This is a genomic window from Candidatus Nitrosocosmicus agrestis (assembly GCF_008389435.1).
Lineage (GTDB): Archaea > Thermoproteota > Nitrososphaeria > Nitrososphaerales > Nitrososphaeraceae > Nitrosocosmicus > Nitrosocosmicus agrestis.
The window spans coordinates 51,313-72,251 of record NZ_VUYS01000011.1; the positions used below are offsets into that span (position 1 = coordinate 51,313).

At 31.7% G+C, this 20,939-nt stretch carries 17 protein-coding genes and 1 pseudogene; 4 read left to right on the top strand and 14 right to left on the bottom strand.

The genetic code is table 11. The features are described 5' to 3' along the window. Nucleotides 1–244 precede the first annotated feature (244 nt). Nucleotides 245–994, bottom strand: a complete 750-nt coding sequence (locus F1Z66_RS08445; RefSeq protein WP_149863179.1) for an adenylate/guanylate cyclase domain-containing protein — start codon at nucleotides 992–994, stop codon at nucleotides 245–247. A 967-nt stretch (nucleotides 995–1,961) separates the two neighbouring features. Between F1Z66_RS08445 and F1Z66_RS08450 the strand changes: the two genes are divergently transcribed. After that, on the top strand, nucleotides 1,962–2,609 hold the full coding sequence (locus F1Z66_RS08450; protein ID WP_149863180.1) for a hypothetical protein: 648 nt from the start codon (nucleotides 1,962–1,964) through the stop codon (nucleotides 2,607–2,609). A gap of 332 nt (nucleotides 2,610–2,941) precedes the next feature. On the opposite strand, the gene F1Z66_RS08455 is transcribed toward F1Z66_RS08450, so the two are convergent. The 5 genes from F1Z66_RS08455 to F1Z66_RS08470 form a co-directional block, all read right to left on the bottom strand. Next, nucleotides 2,942–3,712: a hypothetical protein gene (locus F1Z66_RS08455; RefSeq protein WP_149863181.1), complete on the bottom strand. Its 771-nt coding sequence runs from the start codon at nucleotides 3,710–3,712 to the stop codon at nucleotides 2,942–2,944. Nucleotides 3,713–3,897: 185 nt separating this feature from the next. Continuing rightward, the gene (locus F1Z66_RS16250; RefSeq protein ID WP_255437906.1) at nucleotides 3,898–4,023 is read right to left on the bottom strand and encodes a hypothetical protein; all 126 of its coding nucleotides are present in this window, start codon (nucleotides 4,021–4,023) and stop codon (nucleotides 3,898–3,900) included. A 1,899-nt stretch (nucleotides 4,024–5,922) separates the two neighbouring features. Continuing rightward, nucleotides 5,923–6,153: a hypothetical protein gene (locus tag F1Z66_RS08460; protein WP_149863182.1), complete on the bottom strand. Its 231-nt coding sequence runs from the start codon at nucleotides 6,151–6,153 to the stop codon at nucleotides 5,923–5,925. A 1,333-nt stretch (nucleotides 6,154–7,486) separates the two neighbouring features. Next, nucleotides 7,487–8,005 (bottom strand): nitroreductase family protein, encoded by a 519-nt coding sequence (locus tag F1Z66_RS08465; protein WP_149863183.1) that lies wholly within the window; start codon nucleotides 8,003–8,005, stop codon nucleotides 7,487–7,489. 499 nt (nucleotides 8,006–8,504) lie between these two features. Beyond that, on the bottom strand, nucleotides 8,505–9,758 hold the full coding sequence (locus F1Z66_RS08470) for a DUF2334 domain-containing protein (protein ID WP_149863184.1): 1,254 nt from the start codon (nucleotides 9,756–9,758) through the stop codon (nucleotides 8,505–8,507). Between the two features lie 516 nt (nucleotides 9,759–10,274). Between F1Z66_RS08470 and F1Z66_RS08475 the strand changes: the two genes are divergently transcribed. Both F1Z66_RS08475 and F1Z66_RS08480 read left to right on the top strand, forming a co-directional pair. After that, entirely contained in the window at nucleotides 10,275–11,090 is an 816-nt protein-coding gene (locus F1Z66_RS08475) for a PPK2 family polyphosphate kinase (protein WP_149863185.1), read from the top strand. A gap of 246 nt (nucleotides 11,091–11,336) precedes the next feature. Further along, nucleotides 11,337–11,885: a hemerythrin domain-containing protein gene (locus F1Z66_RS08480; protein ID WP_230207500.1), complete on the top strand. Its 549-nt coding sequence runs from the start codon at nucleotides 11,337–11,339 to the stop codon at nucleotides 11,883–11,885. Between the two features lie 306 nt (nucleotides 11,886–12,191). On the opposite strand, the gene F1Z66_RS08485 is transcribed toward F1Z66_RS08480, so the two are convergent. From F1Z66_RS08485 to F1Z66_RS08500, 4 genes are all read right to left on the bottom strand, one after another. Further along, nucleotides 12,192–12,917, bottom strand: coding sequence for a Coq4 family protein (locus tag F1Z66_RS08485; protein ID WP_159357414.1), 726 nt, complete (start codon nucleotides 12,915–12,917; stop codon nucleotides 12,192–12,194). A gap of 1,244 nt (nucleotides 12,918–14,161) precedes the next feature. Next, nucleotides 14,162–14,410 (bottom strand): hypothetical protein, encoded by a 249-nt coding sequence (locus F1Z66_RS08490; RefSeq protein ID WP_149863187.1) that lies wholly within the window; start codon nucleotides 14,408–14,410, stop codon nucleotides 14,162–14,164. Continuing rightward, nucleotides 14,401–14,733, bottom strand: coding sequence for a hypothetical protein (locus F1Z66_RS08495; protein WP_149863188.1), 333 nt, complete (start codon nucleotides 14,731–14,733; stop codon nucleotides 14,401–14,403). The genes F1Z66_RS08490 and F1Z66_RS08495 overlap by 10 nt, the downstream gene beginning before the upstream one ends. Nucleotides 14,734–14,842: 109 nt before the next feature. Beyond that, on the bottom strand, nucleotides 14,843–15,175 hold the full coding sequence (locus tag F1Z66_RS08500; protein ID WP_149863189.1) for a hypothetical protein: 333 nt from the start codon (nucleotides 15,173–15,175) through the stop codon (nucleotides 14,843–14,845). Nucleotides 15,176–16,103: 928 nt separating this feature from the next. Here F1Z66_RS08500 and F1Z66_RS08505 point away from each other — a divergent pair. Then, complete coding sequence (locus tag F1Z66_RS08505) at nucleotides 16,104–16,313, top strand: hypothetical protein (RefSeq protein ID WP_149863190.1); 210 nt, start codon at nucleotides 16,104–16,106, stop codon at nucleotides 16,311–16,313. Nucleotides 16,314–17,273: 960 nt separating this feature from the next. Here F1Z66_RS08505 and F1Z66_RS08510 read toward each other — a convergent pair. The 4 genes and pseudogenes from F1Z66_RS08510 to F1Z66_RS16450 all read right to left on the bottom strand — a co-directional run. Continuing rightward, entirely contained in the window at nucleotides 17,274–18,263 is a 990-nt protein-coding gene (locus F1Z66_RS08510; protein ID WP_149863191.1) for a magnesium transporter CorA family protein, read from the bottom strand. Between the two features lie 767 nt (nucleotides 18,264–19,030). Beyond that, nucleotides 19,031–19,327: a hypothetical protein gene (locus tag F1Z66_RS08515; RefSeq protein WP_149863192.1), complete on the bottom strand. Its 297-nt coding sequence runs from the start codon at nucleotides 19,325–19,327 to the stop codon at nucleotides 19,031–19,033. Nucleotides 19,328–19,730: 403 nt separating this feature from the next. Then, nucleotides 19,731–20,216 carry a hypothetical protein gene (locus tag F1Z66_RS16060; RefSeq protein ID WP_230207501.1) on the bottom strand — a complete coding sequence of 162 codons (486 nt, stop codon included), beginning with the start codon at nucleotides 20,214–20,216 and terminating at the stop codon, nucleotides 19,731–19,733. 183 nt (nucleotides 20,217–20,399) lie between these two features. Next, a pseudogene (locus F1Z66_RS16450) lies at nucleotides 20,400–20,525 on the bottom strand (AN1-type zinc finger protein); the annotation flags it as partial. Nucleotides 20,526–20,939 lie beyond the last annotated feature (414 nt).

Below are 20,939 nucleotides of genomic sequence, written 5' to 3' on the forward strand. Positions count from 1 at the left end.
TTAAAACCCACATTCAAAGTTAATTCCAATTTAGAACCTTTAGACTGTAGTAAAGAAATAAAAGAATAAACAAAATGATTTAATACATTTGATATTAAACAATATTGAAGATTCTTTGTACTGGTACCATCTTTATTACTGTCGTATAACTCTAAGTTTCCTTTTTTTTCATACTTCTAGTTTGGGGATTCCATTTCAAATAGCTTCTTTGGCTTTGTAGTATATACACTATATAATCCTCTTGTTAGATTAGATTACTTGAGTTCTTGACTTTAGTTGTATATACTCTGTAAGGTTTACCGGTGTGTTTATCAATATATTTCCATTGTCTCTCTTCCAAATTAGCCTCTTCAAAATCGCATTGTGAATTAGGATGCAGTAGCGAATAAAAGGTCCCTCCTACAGAAATTCGATTGGGGGGTGTAATGGATGTTATTTTGGATGCAACGTTCATGACATATCCTATTAAATCTATTTGGGAACTTTTATCTCTGCCATATTGAATAACTACATTTTCTCCTTCTGCTATTCCTATTTTAATCTCCAAATTAGGATAATCATGTCTTCGAAAAACAGGGTTGATATCATTTCTTACTGTTGCTAGCATTGAATTGGCACAACGATAGACCTTGTCACAAATTAGATATTTATTGAAACCTGGTGGAAAAAATGATATGATGGCATCTCCCACATATTTTAAAACGAACCCACCATAACTTTCTATTACCGATGATAACTCGTGAGAGAATGCTTTTAAAATTGTTACGACCTTTTCTGTAGGTAGCATCATGCTCATTTTGGTAGATCCGACCATATCCGCATACATTATGACTAGGTCAATTTTGGAATTGACGTATTGAAGCAAGAATTTTTGTCCCCTTTCAATTGAAGTATAATACTGGTATCTCTCACTCAGGACTCCTTCCAAGCGACCTTGTCGCAAATTGCGAAGGGTACTAAAGTCCAAGATGTTATTTTCTTCAATGTTTGTCATATTTTCATAATCTGTGTCGTATGAATTACTCCTGCTATCTGCGTTTTTGGGGGAATGATAAAGATTATTATGGATGTTATTATAGATAAATTCCAGATTCTAAGTTACTCTAATACCGTATAATAACATTATTCTGGTTTGTTGCTTACTTGAATAATTACTTTGCTTTCATTTTTTTTAGTAGCCATTTAATGGATATAATAAGACTAGATAGTTATTATTTACTACGAAAAGAGCTTCAATCTTTCCTTAACAATGTCAGTGGAGAGGTTAAATTGTATAAATAAAATTGACGAGATAGATTGAACTCATTTACCTATTATTCATATACCGTTGCCTATAGTATTTAACTCCTTAAATTGATAGGGACAATTTTAGTTCTATCTGGATCATTATTCGCTTTGGCCGACAAATAGATTTATGAGGATGAAAATCATAGTTCCTTTCTATTCCAGGAAGACAATATTCAAACAAAATTTGTCTCATCAATAGTTTCATAGAAAAACAAACAGCATGCTATTTTGACCATTCCTAGACAAAAATCCAGTTTATTATTCCAAAATAAAATATTAAGTTGTGGAGTCAATCAAGACGAAGGACTATCACTGCTGTATTAGATTACCTTCAATTAGTGAATGGTTTTATGATCAATTCTGTAATCGGTAGATTCACATTAGCTTTACAATCAAGTTACATTATTTTGCTTTATTATCATTTTTATGTTTCAATATTGTAATTATTCTGGTGCCAATTTATTGAATCACTAGTATCTTTGATTTTAATGTCGGGGAAAATTTGTTTTGGCCATGTATTAATTGATAATCCTAAATGAATGATTTTGGTAGTTTTGAAGTAGTGTTGAATATATAAACATAGTAAAATGTTATGATAGTTTTTTAGATTTAATTTTACCATAAAGATATTTGATACGAGTTATATCGCACATAATTATGTATTAATTGTCAACATGAATGGTATTGATAAAAACCAGAAAACTTTTCTAGCCATATTCTCGGCTTTAGCTATTATTATGACTTTGTCTCCATTAGGAACTTTTTCTAACTTGAATATAGCATATTCAAGCGGAAATCATCATAATAATGACGATGATGATGACGGAAATAGTGCTTCACAAATAATATCTCAAGTGCAACGCTCTTTACAAAATAGCCAAGTAGTATCAGGTGATGACATTGAAGATTCTGGCAACAACTTCAACTTCCAGAACCAAGATAATTCCGGTAACAACGCAGCCGCACAAAGAGGTGGAGATAATGACGATGATGATGATGGAAATAACTCCAACCAAGGTATCGGTCAATCTCAATCTTCACGTCAAAATTCTCAATGTGTGGCTGGAGGTAGTCTGAGTAACTCTTGCAACAATGTCAGTTTCCAAAACCAAGATAATTCCGGTAACAACGCAGCCGCACAAAGAGGTGGAGATAATGACGATGATGATGACGGAAATAACTCCAACCAAGGTATCGGTCAATCTCAATCTTCACGTCAAAATTCTCAATGTGTTTCTGGAGAAGATGCAATTGTTTCGTGCGACAATGTCAGTTTCCAAAATCAAGTAAATAGTGGATTCAATGTATTAGGACAAAATTAGTCCATTTCTTCTATCATTTTTATGACGTTGATTTTGTTTTACTCGCTCCAACAATCATGGTTAATTCGTTAGACTGAAGCTATAACTTTGTCAATACAATGTAAGGTTTGTCTTACATGAAAATTTTGATCTATCAAGATCTTTTTACCTAAAGATGAATTAATAAATTCCAAGGAATTCCATCGTTAAATAAATAATACCACAACTACATCGGTTATATCAATCTGCTATGAGACCACTTGACAACCAATTAACAGATCTAAAAAGATAGTCTTTACTACAATTGATAAGAATAATAAGTCAAATAGTTATATAAAAAGAATTATATGTATTTAGGTAACATTATATTCTAATTTTTGACCAAGAAGCATATTAGTATAGGCAAAATCTTTATCCATAATTGCATCAGCGTATCTGTTAAACATAGATTTATCTATACATGATCCATGCATTGGAAATACCATATTCGGGTTAAGGCTTACAAGCCGTTTCGTAGTCTCCCGAACAGGTCTTTCTGAAGCGAAAATGCCTACAGCTCTGTATAGGGAAATCATTGATTCAGATAGATCCTCTGAAACAACTGGTTTATTTTGACCGGGTTGAATATACAAATCTGAAGTAAACAAAGACTTTGTATTTTCTTCAAATATCATCATGCTGTCCCAATGATGAACATGAGGAGTCATAATAAATCTCAATGTTTTTTTACCAGTTTTAAGAACTTCTCCATCCCAAAATGAGATGTGATCTACTGGCATATTATACCATCCTGTGAGATTTAATTTTGAGCTTAGGTCACTGCAAACCAATCTGGCCCGAGGACTTTTTAGAAACTCCATTCCACCCCACTCATCGCTTTCGAAGTGAAGAAATGCCACATACCCGAGTTTGTCAAGTTGTATTACCTCTTTTACCTTCTCTTCAATCAAGGGGTACATTCCCATTGGGCCAGTATGAATTAATGTAGGAGTCTCATCATTAATCAGAAATTGGTTAAATGTAATGCCGTAGGTATCAACCAAACCACATATTCTATAAATTCCATCACATATTTCAGAGATAGAAACTTCTACATCTTTAGGGTTTAGGGTTGTCTTACTCATTTCCTGCATAGAATTCTATTACTTTAGTCACTTAAAAAAACTTTTGATGCTGTACTTCAATGTAGATACAGAATTAATTTTGCATCGTATCTAATGAATAAATTTGATACCGATTAAATAGATGAATAATCATTATTTTAAAAAGTATTTGATTTAGAATTTGGTCAATGTAATTTGATCGAATCTCATCCTCTATCCTCTTTAAAGGTTTTTGGATGCTTGACAAATTTACCTAATGCCGTCAACATGGCTGAAGCAGGACGCTCAAAGCAATCAGAACTTATCCAACCAATATGGTTAATCAAATTCATTTGAAAAGTGTTATCAACAAGGTATCAGTCTGACCAGCATGACAAATTTTTTTGAAAAAGTGGATACACTAGTAATTTCATTTTGTTAGATGGTAAACTATCTGATAGTTAAATTCAACAACGAACAAGATTTAGTAATGGATATAAATTTCTTTTAACAGTAAAATGTTTTATTCAAGGGTGGGTAGACTTATCGCATTGTTATCTTCGATTTCATTATTGATTTTAATGCCCAATTTTTTACATGAACAGATTCCATGTACAAACACAAACACTCGCTTCCTATTAAAAACTGTTAACATTGATTTACTATTCTGCTTGTGTTCATTATCTTCTACCTATTTTTTAGTAACCTAATAAAGTTAAAATATTGAGTTTGGAAAAAGTTTTTATATAATTCGTTATGCACTACCTTGGCAAAATGATACTCCAGTTAATCGCCAGTATATTACTCCAGCACGTCATGTATGTTTTTAACTTATTATTGTCCCAGTTAGCATATTATATAACTTTGTCTACTTATTTCATAATACTGAATTATTCAGACATTGTGCGAGTTAGCAAGGCAAGTCCATAACAGTGAATCAAAATATTTTCCTATATTCTTTGTTAACCCTATGAGGATAGTACCTGCAATGAATCGAGGGTAATTTAACATTTAATGTGGTAATTGATCTATAAACATTTGATATGATTTAGTGCTTTTGAATATAACCGTGCAACAAGAAATCAGGATTTATCTCAATTTGCTAACTATATAAGACAACTTCTTAGATGATATAGTCAAAAATTATACTTTTTAATGATTATTACAACTGTTAGAATAAAATCTACTTGTTACTTCCTTCAAACGCAATATCAACCGATTAACTAATTACATAATAATGACTTTTGAATTTGATTTGTCTCTGATAGTTTGCCCAACATGTAATAGGGTTAACGATAATATGCTAATAGTAATAGGGAAGCACGAATTCTATAACAGCTATATCAATGAGACTCCACTGTACGAAATTCTGTGTCAAAGATGTAAAAAATTATTTATAAAAAGAGTATCACTATCGATCACAGAAAAATAATCTTAAAATCGAATGTTATTAGGAAATACAGTAACAGGTCACAAGTGAAACCCTGATTAAATTCTACTTTCCTATTTATTATGCAGCCAATGAAATTTAAATTGTTCCCCTTTTTATTCCTTCTTTTCGCTGTTACATTTTGAAAAATTTTTAAAAGAATATGAAATTCATAGTGTTAATATAGAATCGCTTACTACTATGTGCATTCGAGGTTAATTGGTCATTCATTTAATTTTTAATGCAAAATGTATCTTGGATTATCTATTTTGAACTACATCAATATCAAAAAATAGATCTGAAACCAATGAATGTATTTTAATTTTATCTTCACTCTACATATGGATGATGACTATTTCTTAATCATCATCCAAAAAATACAAACTATATGGCATAATAATAACTAAGTATACCCTCTTGCAGATGAATAAAAATTACTAAAATTGATAAATTCACTCATTTAACCATATGTACTGCTTTTCATAGTTGAAATCTTAAAATCAAATTAGGGTCGGTCTAAATTGGCAAAGCATAGTATAAAAATTACACTAGATCAACCTAAGAATGAATCTATCAAACAAATCGTTAATTAGTGTTAATCATGACCATCAACACTACGAACTAATTTTGTGGCAATCTACCTTTATGTGTAGTGGGATAATCTTGTAACTATTCAAATTTGCGGATTTGGTCAAGAATCTATATTATTTATTGTATTAATAACAAACCTAATTTAACAAAGTTTTTTACAATTACGATGAATGCAGTTTGACATTTTAGCTGGGAGCCCTCAATCGCTTTTTCCAAACTAGTGAGTGCAGAGTTAAGAATGATCTCTAAAAATTTCTTCCAATTTGGATATTTTATGTTTACACTTACCACACGTAATAAACCAATTTCCAAGTCCAAGTTGCTCTATTGTTTCAATAGGAGTGGATTGGTCTACATACTTATCTGCGACTGTGGGTTGAAAATTTTCCTTCTGACCACATTTTGGACAGCCCACAATCATGATTTGACTCACTAAATCACCTATTTTTCCGTTAAAAGTCATATACTCATCCTATTCAATACATCGGACTTATAGTTTTATTCTTGACCTTAATCTACGAATATCGTTTATAGCAAATTTTGATTTAATTTTCGACTTTTTCACCGAGAATCTCCACAAGGAACTTTATATCAATATGCCATATCTATTTGAAATGTTGATTATTGGGTTGTGCTAATGGGTGATGAGAATGTTATGGCCCATTAAATGAAAACATGAACTGCTAATTCAACTTCCATATGTTTGAGTCAAAATTCATTTTTTTTGATTTTAACAACTGAGTGCTGTTTAAGGACAGACATCTCGCCCACTACACTTTTCACTTTCGAATCTGTAAGTCGATGAAAAAAATAATAGGAATTCCAACAGAGGACGAATTTCTTATAATAGTATCTTTGGTTTGTAATACAACTAGACGCTATTTTATGCTATTTGCTTATTCTAACCTCTTGTTTTTCTTAATAAGGACATTGTTACATCAATGTGCATCAAATATGTACTGACCTGTTCTAAGAGGGTTTCAAATCTTCAAAATAGAGGCAAAAAAAGATCGATTATCAATAACAGAAATATTAATGTAGATTCAGGCTGATTGGTTGACTGTAAAGTTCCATTTAATATCTGACCAAAGTTAAAATGCAGTTACCACCTTTATAGATTCTTACTGTATTAAAGGTTTTCAATTGTCACTTCTGTTATAAATTGTTTATTTAAGACTCAAGATTATTACATTCTACCCGATATTTGGTATATTTGTAATGATCGACAGTTTTTTTTCTGAATCGATTACTATGTTGAGTACAATGCCTGCATTTCTAATAAATTTGCTGAATTTCTTCAGTAAGCTACATAAACTTTACATTCGTCTTATTTTTTGTGACCATAAAACTATTGGTGATTACCCCTTTTAACTAATACTTCTTTGTCGTATTAATAAATGACAATCTTACAAAATCTTGCTGAAAACGGGTAGTTCTAACTGTGATTTCCAAATTGTAATTAAATTCCTAATTTCTCATTTGAACCAAGATCGGTATTCAAAACAAAGATCGCCAAATTATTTATCGCTGTGAAAATCTAAATATGAATCATGAATGTTCTCTCTTATAATATTTACCAGTAGCAAATACAACTCATGAATTTCCACTCACCCATTAGTTTGTAATTCTCGAATTATAATTGTACGGATGGTACACTTTCAAGGGTCGTTATTTTGGATTGATCTTCACTTTGGTTATTATGACATGATCTTTGGCTCGACATAATTCTCCATGATGGAATCTTTGCAGGTGTTAAACAACTAATTACTTTTCTAAATCTTCGAGGGATATTTGTCTTACAGGATCTCCTTGATTGACCTCCCATATGACTCGATAGATGATATATCCTCGATTGATTTTCTATTTTTCGTGTTTCCCTTAATCCGATTTTTAGGATATCCAAAACCCAATACCGCAGATATATTTAAATTAGATGGTAGATTGAAGTGCTTTCTCATTTGATCTGGAATCACACCGGTGTAAATCCCTGAACCTATCCCTTCGTCCCACGCTGACAATTGCATATTTTGAATCAGTCTTCCTGCATCCAACAAGTGAAATGAATACTTTGGGTCTGTTAGAATTATTATGGCAAAATTTGCTCCGATTATCCATTGTCCACTTGTGCTTGAATCTGATAATTTTTTCAAATTATCTTTTTCTCTAACCAAGATAAATCTCCAATGTTGGGTATTTAAACCACTGCCAGTTTTTCTTGCCGATTCCAATATTTCTTTTATGGAATTTGTTGAGACCTCATCAGAACTAAATTCACGGATGTCTAACTTTGTAGCAATGCATTCGCGGGTATTCATATATATAGTAATTCAATAGAACAATATGATTTTAAAGCATTTCATCTATTTCCTAAACTTTAAGAACCTTTCAAAGATTATGCGCTGTATTTTTTATAAAATCTTTCTTCAACGGTGGAATTGTGGAAACAAGGGGGATCAAATAAAAAGTGACCAGACAAAAAAAACCAATATTTTTCAATTTATTATTAAAGAGTTCATTTATAGCAAGGTACGAATGAGTTCATTTGAACCATCAAATTATTTTGAATCTTGTCCTGGTTATGCACTCTATACAAGGGAGACTAAAAAAATTTTCGACTCCATGGTGATATGGAAGCCGTTATCCTGTGATTTCCCCAGGTAAGGGACCCAAAAATTATAATTATTTATCATGTATAGATCAATGATCGGTTTATTTTCCGGGTCTGAATGAGAACTTTATAAGAAAGTATATCTTGAACATGTTAAATTATATCGGTATTTTATGAATTTATCCCTTCAATGGTGGGATTTTATTTTACCTTAGATAGATTGTTACGTTAGTACCTGGATTTATTCTCTTTACAGTTATGATTCTTTCATCATAGTGATCACAAATTATGTTATCATTCTTTAATTCAATTTTTTTGTCCACTTTGAAGGATACATCTGTTACTGCGTGTTGACTAGATTGGATAGTAATTTTATTACCTGTCTCTGTAAATTTGATTTTTCTTATGTCTTGTATTCTTTGATACAGATCATAAAAGTTCGTCTTCCATGAAAAGGGTATTTTATCAAGTAAATTCAGAATCAGACTCCATTGGGTAAACAAATTGTCCCTAGTTATTTTGTATTGATGCCAATCGTAAAAGTAATGATGGTAATGGTTAAGGATGCAAATTGGATTCCTATATATTTTACAGTGTGCAACAGTTCTATATACCCAATTTAAAAATACTTTCGATTCGCTTGCAATTAGTTCTTTTTCATCTTGTGAAATCGGATTAAGTTTGAGCCTTCTTGGTATGTACAGCGGTAATCCATTCTTGGGTTCGGCCTTAAAATAATCTAAATTTGACATCATAAGAGGTATTATAAAACCTTTGTTAGCAAATTTCTTAATGATTCTAAGAACAAGATACGATTTTATCTTGCTAGGTATCAGATTTGATCTGAACAATTTATGATATTTCGACTGGCCGTAGACTGGAATCATGCCTGCACGAGAAATTAAATTAATGTTTTCATAAGAAATATCATCATAAGGGGGAACGAATATTAGCGGATCAATATTAAATGACTTTTTTAAAATATTCCTGCCGATATTTAAATATGCTTCAAAATTACTTTCATATTTTTGATCTTTATTTACGGGATCGATTATATTATGTATTGGAACCTTTTCCCTTGAATCTTCTACAGGGTTGAGTATTCTGGGATAAAACATCTCACTGAATTCTCCTCTGCCGTTAGATAGTTTGTGAGTAAGTCCATGTTGAATAATTTCGACCTGATTCATTGCAATTTTTTCCCTTAAGTATGAGCATAACTTATCATTTTTTTCAATAGAATAGCAATTTTTTTGTACATTCCTATAATTTGGTGGGACGCAAGGATCATTCATAGAAATTTGGTAGGGGATGATAGAAAAACTCACTTTAAAGCTTTTTTTCCAAGCTTCTGAATATATCAAATTTAGCTTATTATACTGAGTAAAAAAATTGATGTCATCATCACGTATTAAAATTGGGATCTTACCACAAGGTCCTATTAGTGGAACAATTTTCAATTGTAATCAGATATAAATACCAAACTTTTAAATGATATACCTGTACGATCTATACCAAATAGCAAGTTCAGGATGATTCCATACATGTTTGCTCAGAGATACTTGTATATTTCTTAAAAACAAAAATTCAAAATTTAATAATCTGGTAACTAATAAAATAACAATATTATAGGATGTTATAAAAAAGACTAACAATGTATTTTTTCCTAGCATAATAGCTTTTGCCTAGAGTGGACATCATATGGCTTTATGAAGCTTTGAAGAGAAGATTAGAATTCTAAAAAAACTAACCCTGGACCTGATAGAATTTGTATCTGTCTGTTTCCAGACCCCCTACTTATATTCTCATTTGGTTCTTCCAGTATGATATAATGGTTGAAGTCTGAATTAATTAATTTTCCAACATTTCGAAATACTTTCTGTCTCCTTTTATCAAACAAATGTCTTGATACCAAATTAAACTATTGTTGAGAATTTTGGAATAATAAATAAACCGGGTCTACTACATTTTACCTTGTGGACCCGTATGATGAACTAAAGCTTAACCTTTCTCACAATTCCAGGTCATTTAATTTATCCGATCTAAATCCTGACCTTTCTGGATCAAAGTCAAAGAAAGATTTGGAATCTGATTTAGATGCGATTTTGTCTAACCTTGCGGACCTTCATTACAAACTATACGCTGAAAATAAACGATCAGTTTTGGTAATATTGCAAGGGGTTGACGCTGCAGGAAAAGATGGAACTATTCGACAGGTAATGCGGGGCCTAAATCCTCAAAGTTGTAACATAAAGTCATTCAAAAAACCAAATGACGAAGAATTGTCGCATGATTATCTTTGGAGGATACATAATTCAATCCCTTCCTATGGACATGTTGGTATTTTTAACCGGTCTTATTACGAAGATTTAGTCGAACCAGCAATTATTGGATCATTGCCGAAGAAAATATTTAAAAACAGGATTAGACAAGTAAATTTTTTTGAAAGATACCTATCGGAAAATAATGTTACAATAGTTAAAATATTCCTGTATATTAGTAAAGATGAACAAAAAAAGAGAATACTACAAAGAATACATGATCCCAAAAAGAATTGGAAATTTTCAGAGGCAGACCTGATAAGTCACAAGAATTGGCAAAAATATATGCAGTTATATTCAAATATCTTAAATCAAACGAACAAGAAATGGGCTCCTTGGTTTGTGATTCCAGCAAATGTAAAGTACTTTAGAAATTGGGCTGTTTCATCCATTTTACTAAGAATATTTGAAACAATTAATCCTCAATTTCCTAATATAAGCATAGATCCAGATAATTACATCTTTGAATAAGGCGTACATTTTAAATGCTGCTTGAAAAAAACTGATAAGGTATATTAGAGGCAAAACAATATGTCTATGTATATAAATCAAAAATTCATTTATAAAATACACTGTTTAATTGAGCAAAAATCTTGGCTAATAGTTAATACTATACGGCTGAGAAATAGGGTCAAAACAATAGATAAATCCACATTAAACTTGATTGTAGTTCTTTATAAGATAAAACTATTATTCATCTTATCCTTGATCTAGACCGTGAGTCCTACTGATTCATTAAGACGTGATCATCTTTTAATTGAAAAAATGATAAATGCACTCAAAATTGTTTCTTCTATGCTAAGAGAAGGAAAATCAATTCCATCTCCAATATTAAAACAAGCAATTGACTTTTCAATCAATTTTACCAACACCTGTCACCATGGCAAAGAAGAAGAATCTCTATTTCCGGCTTTGGAAAAAAAAGGTATGCCTAAACAAGGGGGGCCAATCGCTAGGATGCTCTACGAACATGAAATAACAACGAACCTAGCAAGTGCCATAGTGGCATCTACGGAATCTTATTTACATGGGTCTGAAGCAGATAGATTAGTTTCAGATATTGATAATTATGTTGAACATGTTGAAATGCATTTAGCAAAGGAAAATCAAAGGTTATTTGTTATGGCGGACATGATACTGTCCGATCAATCTCTAGATGTTGATCAAGAATTAGAGGTAGTTGAAAAGACAAAGCTAGAAAGTATGAATCAATCGCGTCATCATTATGAAAAAATTGTTGATGAACTTGAAGCAATCAATAAGTGAAGTGCCAGGTTAAGAATGTACAAGATTGAGAATCCCTTTTTTTTCTTGAGTATAGTCAAATTAATTAGAATTGGTTTTTCCCTTATTGTTATAGGTCTCTGATTCTCCAATCAATTCAAATCAATTGACGATTTATTAGGCAAGACTATCAAGTAATAATTTGAATTTGGTTAGATTAAGAGCAACATTACCCCTTTCGTCAGTCAATAGACATTTTATCTAACCTAAATCAAGAGATGTTTCCCTTTATCTTAACACCTACCAATACAAGTGTAATTTATTTTTTGTAAAAAAATCAAAGGTTATCTAATGAAGGCCCGCTTCTTTGATTTTTGGATACTGGTACCAGCTTGGGCCCTCCTTTATTGGAATGATGTTTAGTTTCTTTCTAACTTCTTCTAGGGGCATTTCGACCATTTCCTCAAATTTAACAGGAAACAATGGTTTGCTCTCTTGTGCCATCTTGATACCTTTAGACAAGGTTTCAAAAATGGTAGATGAGTGAATTTTTTCTGAAGCTGGGATGCTCGCCAATCCTGGGAAGCAAGCTGAACCTACCGCAACTAGGTCAATTAACATAAATGCAGGATAGGAATACTGCGTAACGTTCAGAGCAATTACGCCTATTTCTCCAATGGCCATATTGAATCCACTTATTGTATGGTACATGTCATGAGTCTTTCTAACACGCATAGTTACATAATCAGTGTCATTCTCTAAAGATACTCTGTCTCTGGCGCGATAAAAATGTGGTTCAAAGCCCATAGTTTTCATAATTAACGCATATGTGTAACCTAAAGAATCCTTTGGAAGTTTTATCATTTCTTCTAAATCATATTCTGGACCCATATATCGTTCCTCCAACATCTTGGAGCATTCAGGATCTTCTTTGAGCCTCTCTATACAATTTTGCATCCAAATAGTATCTCTAAACCCATCTTCTAGGTCAAAAACAGTATCTAACTTGCCACGGTTAGTTACTAAATGTTTAATCATTCCACCCAAAAGTTCAATATTTTCTACTTTGCTCATTAAATCCATATATCCCATGTTAAAAGGAATAGAAATCTACTCCTTAAAATATATTTAGCAATTGCCATGAAGCTTCATTCTTCCGATATTTTCGAAATCCAGATCTGACTATCTGAAAAATGATCCCAAACTATACACTATTACTACTATTGGAGGTTAGGATCAATCGTAAGGTTTTTCCTTCAGGAGTAATTTAGATGTTTATGATGATGATGAATATAATTAAATTATAAAGTATTTTATTTCTGCAAACTCATGATTATACACGGTAAAGTCACTCCAATTTGGGGAGAGTGGAGGGCGCATTTTCTCATCCGCAATTCATTTTTTAAATGGGTTTGGTAATTCGCCAGGATTGCCGTTGGGAAAAAGTTCAAGGAAACGATACCAGAAAGTTTAACTTAATCTTTTTATAATAATTCTTGATTTACCAGGTGTTTCTATGTCCTTTTGCAATAGATCTTTTCTGTTAATAGTTCTAATAACTTAATTGAATCTACAGTTGACTTCAAGACATTCTTATAATCCAATTGGATTCATTCTGTTGAACCGTAAACCAATTAGTTATCTAACTTGGGACAAATTCCTATCCATAAGGAATAGTATAGTCCAATTTTTTTCAATGCCATTAGAATATTTCGTTGGTTAGAAACGATGATATATGAAAGATTGTTTTAAGGTCTCTATATATAATTCATTTAAAAAATTCTCCAATATTTTTTCACTAATACCAAATTATTCAATCCACTTGTTTCATTTAATTAATGTCGTAAAGATGGTAGAATAAATGTCATTTACTTGCATACCTGTTGTTAACTTCTTTCATCGTTCGTAACGACCGTTTCTTTTACTACTCATTGATTATTTCTGATACTATGCCTTTGTCACTAGTTATTAATGTGGGAATGTTGATTTAAGTAACATCTTTTAGGCAGAACCCAAGGAATCTCTTATTTGTTCCCAATATAATTCATCGGGTAATAACCCATATACCTATAAAATCTATGAAACATTGACAAGTAATGAAATAATCTATTATCTATTATATCCAAATAATGTTTCTGCAATCTGATGGTAAATTATTCCTGATTGCTAATATAGATACAAACTATCTACATTCACTCTGCGATTTTAATTTCAAAAGGTCACTAAAATATAAAGGCTTTATAAAACTAAACTGATAACGGCTCTGTTCACTTAATATGTTTTATTTCATTGTTATGATAGTCTACAAAGAGCCGCAGTCAATTCCGTACATGCTTTAACTTGCGATTCTTTATTCCACAAGGAAAGTAGTCATCGAAACTTTCGGTTCTATCCTTTATGTATTGCATCTTTCTTTCAATCAGACTTTTCTCCAGAGAGGAATGAATGTGATGATCGAGATTTAAGAATCTACAGGCCATTGGATACCAAGTACCTCCATCAGTTGAAACTGGATGAATTCCATGAATCTTGACTAAACCTGAAATGAATCTTTCAGCTACAAACATGTTTCTTTCTTTAGATTTATTAGCAAAAGAAGTGCGAGAATTTGCCTGTTTTCGGGTTCAGTTGCAACCCAGAGCCAGACAAACTCTGATCCCACCTTCAACATGGTCTCATCTATGATATACTCTAGAACTCTTCTTCTAGTTGACTTCAGCTTTTGAGGCTTGTACTTTTGAATCCAATTCCATTTTTTAGCTAATAAAACGTGATTTCTCTTGTATATCTGAGATAATCTTTCCGAGGCTTTCCTTAAGGATAGGCCTGAAAAGTACAAATGCAACCCATAGTAAACATACTTTGAAGGCGTTCTGTTTCTAGTAAGCATAAAAGAAATGGAATGCTTTCAAGCTATAGGCTTATCGTTAACTGAACAGAGCCATCAAATGAGAGTAGACTAGTTAAAAGTCTTGTAGTCAATTGCAGATATCAAAAGCCTATTCACTGAAATTCACACGATTGTATGAATTAATGAAATCCTTGGCATACTGATTAGCATGTTTTTCGGATCCTCTATGAATACCAGCATGAGTTCTTAAGTGATGGTAGAATTCATGTAAGACAATAAATGGATTATAAAAAATATCGGAATTAATACAATAAATTTTACTTTCTCTTTGAACATAAACGGCATAAACTGTTCTCCTTTTTCCTTTAATGGTACCAACTACTATCTGTGGAGGTTGTATACTATAATATTTACTCAATTTAAACAAGGCCTCTTCAGTCTTTTTATCAAGTATCAATTGCACAATTTTAGCTTTAGACATATCATCCAAGTTAAATTCCAAAAGCCAATATCAAATAAATTATGATTCCATATAAATGAGATGGACAATCTCCAATTGAATTGATATAAATACAAGATATAGTTTATACAAATTTCAAAATTAATATTCAAAACTACTGATCTAAAATAATTATTAATAGACAAATGTCAATTCTATAGTTATATTCGATAGTAACGTATCTTCATATATTTATATATTCCTAACACACTCATTATAAAAATCCCCATACACGGAAATCATGTTTTCAATCCTAGTCTTTTGACTCATCTGGAGATCAGTAATGTAGGACAATTCCAATAATTGAAATCAACAGGACATTTTAGAAAATAAAATAATAAGAAAATGGACTAGGATAGGAATGTGTCGTTCCTTCTACATGTATTTCATAGATCTCCAAACATATTCCATAAATTGCTGGTCAAATTGACATACTTATTAAAATGAGTAACACGGCAATCTCCACATCTGTTCCAAGTAGACGAACTGGTACTGATTCCAGAGAGACATTCTAAGACCTGAATTTAGGAAAGCCCCCCAATAGGTATTATGGAGATCTAACAAAACTACAAGTCGGATGTAGGGTATAAATAAATCTAAGTAAATCCAATGATTAATAGACTACAACAAAACAAGGTTGGTTTAAGGTTCCCCACAATGGCTATTTAAAAATCTTGAAACTACCGAAATCATAAAGATAAAATCATAAACAGAAGTGGATTGCCGCGCTATCAACTAGCCTGCCACCAAGTCCAATTAGTTGCGGTTTTTGAATTAGTATCAGAATAATTTGATAAATTACGAAGAAACTCCAATGATAATTATTAATGTGTATTTAGGTAATAGGACGGGAATTTTTTTTATAAAGGCCAAGTCTACGATAGGGACTATTGCTTTCTGTTGACTAAGAATGAATAATATCACAAGAATAACAGAAATAGGAAGTAGAATAGCAGCGGTTCCAGGCATTAGCAGGGTAACGGTAAAAATAGTGTTGAGCATGGATGTAAGACCACAGAGAAAGGTTGAAACTATTATTATCAATAATATCGTTCATTTTATAATTAAATTACCATGGTTTACTGGAGCAAAATCCTCTGATCTGATATGGTTTTTATAAACTATAACCAGTGACAGAATTAAGAGGAAAAATATATAAAAATGTTAAATGCCAACTAAAGTATCCGACGAGTATAGCTTTACATACCAGTTACATCACTGAAATTCCAGAAAAGATAGCAGTAAATTTACCCTGACTTACCCAGAGCTTTCAAAAATTTTTCCCTTATGATTGAAAATGCTACAGGAAACATTATTGGACCAATGTCTTGATTTATCCAGGCAATGAGCATAAGTGATTTAACCATAGATCAACCACCAAGTAACGTTCCTAAACTATATCTAATAATTACCATTACCAATATATTTTTTTTCCATAAATACCAGACTATTTTCCTATGATAGGTGTCATAACTGCACCAACAATCAAATATGCAGCTAAAATCCAAGATGAAGTATTATAAGAAATGTAGAAATCATCAATTAAATGCGGAAGTGCTAGGACCAACATAGCCTCTCCATACATAGGAATGAGAGTTAATGAATTCAATTGCAAGGGTCATCGAAGCTTCCATATCTATTCCATTGGTTAAATTCATTGTTTCCCCAACTTAATGCAGTAAATAAAGCATTTAAACAATCCAATAAAATAATAGCATTACTCTAGAATTATTAACCCAAATATAACAACTATAAAACAATTAAAGTTGCAATTTGTAATTTTGCATATTAAAGTTCTTGCTGCCAATTATTAATAGATAACAATTGTAAAAATTGTCAATCAACTTTTAACTCATATCAAGGATCAAAATTCTTATATAATAACAACAGCATAATTAATCTCAAAAACAAACTCCGATTTAATTATCTTAATGATTCATATTTTAGTATAGTGCTACTCTAAATTCTCTTTTAATAATTATACCATAAAATGAAAATCCGGAATATAGATGGATTAAAAATTCAAGAAATTAAAGGATGAAAGACAATTTCGTAAGGATTTTAACCCCGATCTTTGCTGTCAAGGATTCATCCACCCCAATTTTCTAAAATAATAAATCATCACTACCGCTGCCAAAACCGATAAAGACCCAGTTATAACAAGTGGGATATAATCTACAAAATCTTTTCCGTGGTTTATGCTGCCAGGTATCACAATATTCATCCCATAAAAGGTGCCTGCTACGGTTATTGGAATAGAGAGAGTAAAAAGCATTGTTAGAAAACTCAGTATTTTATTAGTTTTTTCAGAGTTTAACATATTATCTGTATCCTTGTAAATTTCGATGGTTTCTTTCGATTCGTCCAGTGCCTCAAGAACTTTTGATATGTGATCGTTAATATCATCAAAATAATCTATTAGTTCTTCCCCCTCCACGCCATTGGAAAATCGTTTCACATCCCTTGAAGTAATTTCTAGCATAATTCGTTTTAATGGCAATACGATTCTTCTTAAAGTAGTAATCTCCCTCCTCAGAATTGAGATTTCCTTTGCATTCGCCACCTTGTCATCAAACACTTCATCTTCTATGTCATCCAAATTTCCGATAATTTTCATAAGAATATGGAGCAGATTGTCAACTAGAGTATCCAGGATAGAGTGCAACAAATATCCCGGAGATCCACCCATTAGAGTATTTCTAAGTCTAGAATCTCCTGATTTGCAAGCTTTAAAAAGATCGGTTAACGGCTGCAAATCCCCTTGGGTAATCGAGATTAAATAGTCCTTGCCAATGAAGAAAGATAATTGAGAAAAATTGGATGCTGCTCGATCTTTGGTAGTAGTAGGGAATTGCAATATTACAAAAACATGATCATCATACCGGTCAATTTTGGGTAATTGATTTTTTGATAAACAGTCTTCTATATTCAGTTCATGAATAGGAAATTTTTTGGAAATGGTGTCTATTTTTTCTCGTGTTGGTTTTTCAAGGTAGATCCAGGATAGGTTTTGGTTCTGGATCGTTTCAAGTCCGCTAATGTAATTAGGGAAATACACTTCAAACTTCATAACAATAGTTCTTTTAATATATAACTGATTGGATATAATTTTAGATTGACAGTTGATAATTAAAATTCATCAGTTGTTATGTTAAAGAATGGCCTTAGGATTTGGCTTGCAGTTACATTCATCCGACCATTTTAATTTTTTTTGATCAAACTCTAATGGATTACACCAAACAACGTAAAACAGTCATGAGTCAGTCATAGAAGAAATAATTAGTGGAAATTCGTTAGGTTATTGTGAGTAATCATACAATCCAGTAATAAATACCACCTAACAATTCAAAGATATATGAATAAATCTACTTGCCAAAGATCATTACTCATTAAAAGAACATTCAAATTTCCCAGATTTATGCGCAAAGAATGAGAGTAAATGTGGATAGGATCAACTAATAATTATTGAATACACTATTTACAATAACGAGGTATTCCTAAACACTTCAAGTCCTGAGTCCCATAAATAAGAGATTCTCCAAAGTGCTTATTGACCATAGTAGGATCCAATCAAATCTTAACAACACTACCGTCTAAGAGTGATATTAGTCGGGACGTCGATCACAGGACTCTCGCATTGTGACTGTAGTCGTGCCATATAGTATTGTAGAATTGCTGTTATGATTAGAATTTGAAAGTTTCCTTAATTTGTAATCATATGTATATCATGATAGTGAGACGAATTTCTATCTTCTTTTATCATGTAGAGAGAAGCATTAAATTGAGGAGATTGAGATGTCAAATTATAGATGTTATAAACATCGCCTAATATCCACACTAAATTATTATTTGTGGAATCGATTGTAAAGTATCTATCCCTCCTTGTAGGACTTTGTCAGAGGAAATATTTGACATGGGAGATAAAATATTGTCTTTAGTAGAATTACCAATATACGCAGTCCCATTGGAGGATGATTTTGATTTGTTGTTAATACTTTCAATTGTATCTGTTATAGATGATTGTACTTGACTATTGATTGCAGATTGTAACTGATTTTGACTCTGCTTAATTGAATCACTTAAGGATGAAGTAGCAAATGAAGAGAAGGATTGAATAACAAATAATTCAATCATTCCTACTATACCCATTACTATTATTATAGAGATAATGGTAAATGTTAGAGATATTCTAATATAAAATTTAATTAAGTAATGTATTAATAATTTGTGGATTATTTAAGCACATACCCACTCTGTCTATCGGCAAATACTTCTTTTCTTTAATTAGATATCTAGTTGAGCAAACCCAAATATACTATATTTTTTTTATTCATATTGTGTTCTTTATTTAGTTTAATCTAACCAATGCAAGGTATCACCTTTGGTTAGGCACTTAATATTAGCAAGTCCATACGATTTTCAAATATAGCCATTTCAATACGAAATTAAAACCATAATAAATGGCTATTTGAACTAAAAAGTATTAGTAAAAAACCCAAAAGTACTAAGTAACTAATCGGGCATTAAGTGAGGTTATTTACTTCATATAACCGACAACAAATAACATCATTGCCATGGCCATTGCAATACCCCATACTAATTTATTCCAATCGAAAATTTTTTGGCCATCTAAAACACCCATAGGAATTAAATTAAACATCGCGATCCACCCATTAAATGAAGCACCTATATCAAAATATGGCCCATATGAGTGATGGTAAACAAATGACAAAAATAGAAAGCCAAAGCCCATTACTAAATTAGTTACTGGTCCAATAAGTGCTACCCTCCCAAACTTTTGTCTATCACTTAGATGTACCATTACTGCACCTGGAGCAATAAATTTAAAGGGCATTATTGGAAGGGCAGAAATAGCAGTTATTATCAAACCATACAATTCTGCCCGGAATTCGGCCCAACTGCCATAATACTGGGCCAAAAATTTATGAGCCAATTCATGTACGATAAAAGCACTAATAAATATGGCCAAAAATTGCCAAGAAAAAGTTCGATAATTATTCAAAGATAGTCCAACACATGTCACTAGAAGTGTTGCTAAGGATAAGTGAAGTATCTCTGTTTTAGATGTTTTTAAGTTAAATAAGTTGCGAATTATTCTAATGACATTGTTATCCTTGAAGCTATTTTTATCGTTACCAAATTTATATTGATTAGCCTTTAATCTGTAGGTGTCTACAAAAGGACAAAAATGACTTATTGGGTTCCTATGTAAGTTACAAAAATGTTCTCTGCAATAGTTACACTTAAATGGTAAACTTTCTATTTTATCACAAAATGAGCATTTATTAGTGGTGTCTTTTTGTTTATACATGCTAATACGATCTTAAAACAAATTCATTAATGACCATTTTTTTACTTCTACAAAAATAGATTGGTTTCTCAAGACGGCGAATTTGCAACTCAGATGATAAATAACTATTATATACAATATTATTAACAAGAATCATCTTATGGGTATAATATAATACTGTTGTTCATATTTAACGATTGGGGGTTGCATGATTAGTATCATAAAGTATACTTAAATGATTAAGAAAACATTTTATTTCATCCCACCAGAATATAAAGATATATCAAAACCGCATTTTAATGTTGAAAGAAATACGTCCAATAAAAGAGAGATCAAGTTTTATAATTGACTTTTACCGTAATTCGTCCATGGTCAAACTCACTCTTTAGAAGAAAAGGCTTTATTTGAAATATATTAAATAATGAATGCGTATAA

Coding starts and splice junctions, on each gene's coding strand:
- F1Z66_RS08445 (WP_149863179.1), bottom strand. CDS start 994: ATGACAAACATTGAAGAAAATAACATCTTGGACTTTAGTACCCTTCGC.
- F1Z66_RS08450 (WP_149863180.1), top strand. CDS start 1,962: ATGAATGGTATTGATAAAAACCAGAAAACTTTTCTAGCCATATTCTCG.
- F1Z66_RS08455 (WP_149863181.1), bottom strand. CDS start 3,712: ATGAGTAAGACAACCCTAAACCCTAAAGATGTAGAAGTTTCTATCTCT.
- F1Z66_RS16250 (WP_255437906.1), bottom strand. CDS start 4,023: ATGAATTTGATTAACCATATTGGTTGGATAAGTTCTGATTGCTTTGAG.
- F1Z66_RS08460 (WP_149863182.1), bottom strand. CDS start 6,153: ATGACTTTTAACGGAAAAATAGGTGATTTAGTGAGTCAAATCATGATT.
- F1Z66_RS08465 (WP_149863183.1), bottom strand. CDS start 8,005: ATGAATACCCGCGAATGCATTGCTACAAAGTTAGACATCCGTGAATTT.
- F1Z66_RS08485 (WP_159357414.1), bottom strand. CDS start 12,917: ATGAGCAAAGTAGAAAATATTGAACTTTTGGGTGGAATGATTAAACAT.
- F1Z66_RS08490 (WP_149863187.1), bottom strand. CDS start 14,410: ATGTTTGTAGCTGAAAGATTCATTTCAGGTTTAGTCAAGATTCATGGA.
- F1Z66_RS08495 (WP_149863188.1), bottom strand. CDS start 14,733: ATGCTTACTAGAAACAGAACGCCTTCAAAGTATGTTTACTATGGGTTG.
- F1Z66_RS08500 (WP_149863189.1), bottom strand. CDS start 15,175: ATGTCTAAAGCTAAAATTGTGCAATTGATACTTGATAAAAAGACTGAA.
- F1Z66_RS08505 (WP_149863190.1), top strand. CDS start 16,104: ATGAATAATATCACAAGAATAACAGAAATAGGAAGTAGAATAGCAGCG.
- F1Z66_RS08510 (WP_149863191.1), bottom strand. CDS start 18,263: ATGAAGTTTGAAGTGTATTTCCCTAATTACATTAGCGGACTTGAAACG.
- F1Z66_RS08515 (WP_149863192.1), bottom strand. CDS start 19,327: ATGATTGAATTATTTGTTATTCAATCCTTCTCTTCATTTGCTACTTCA.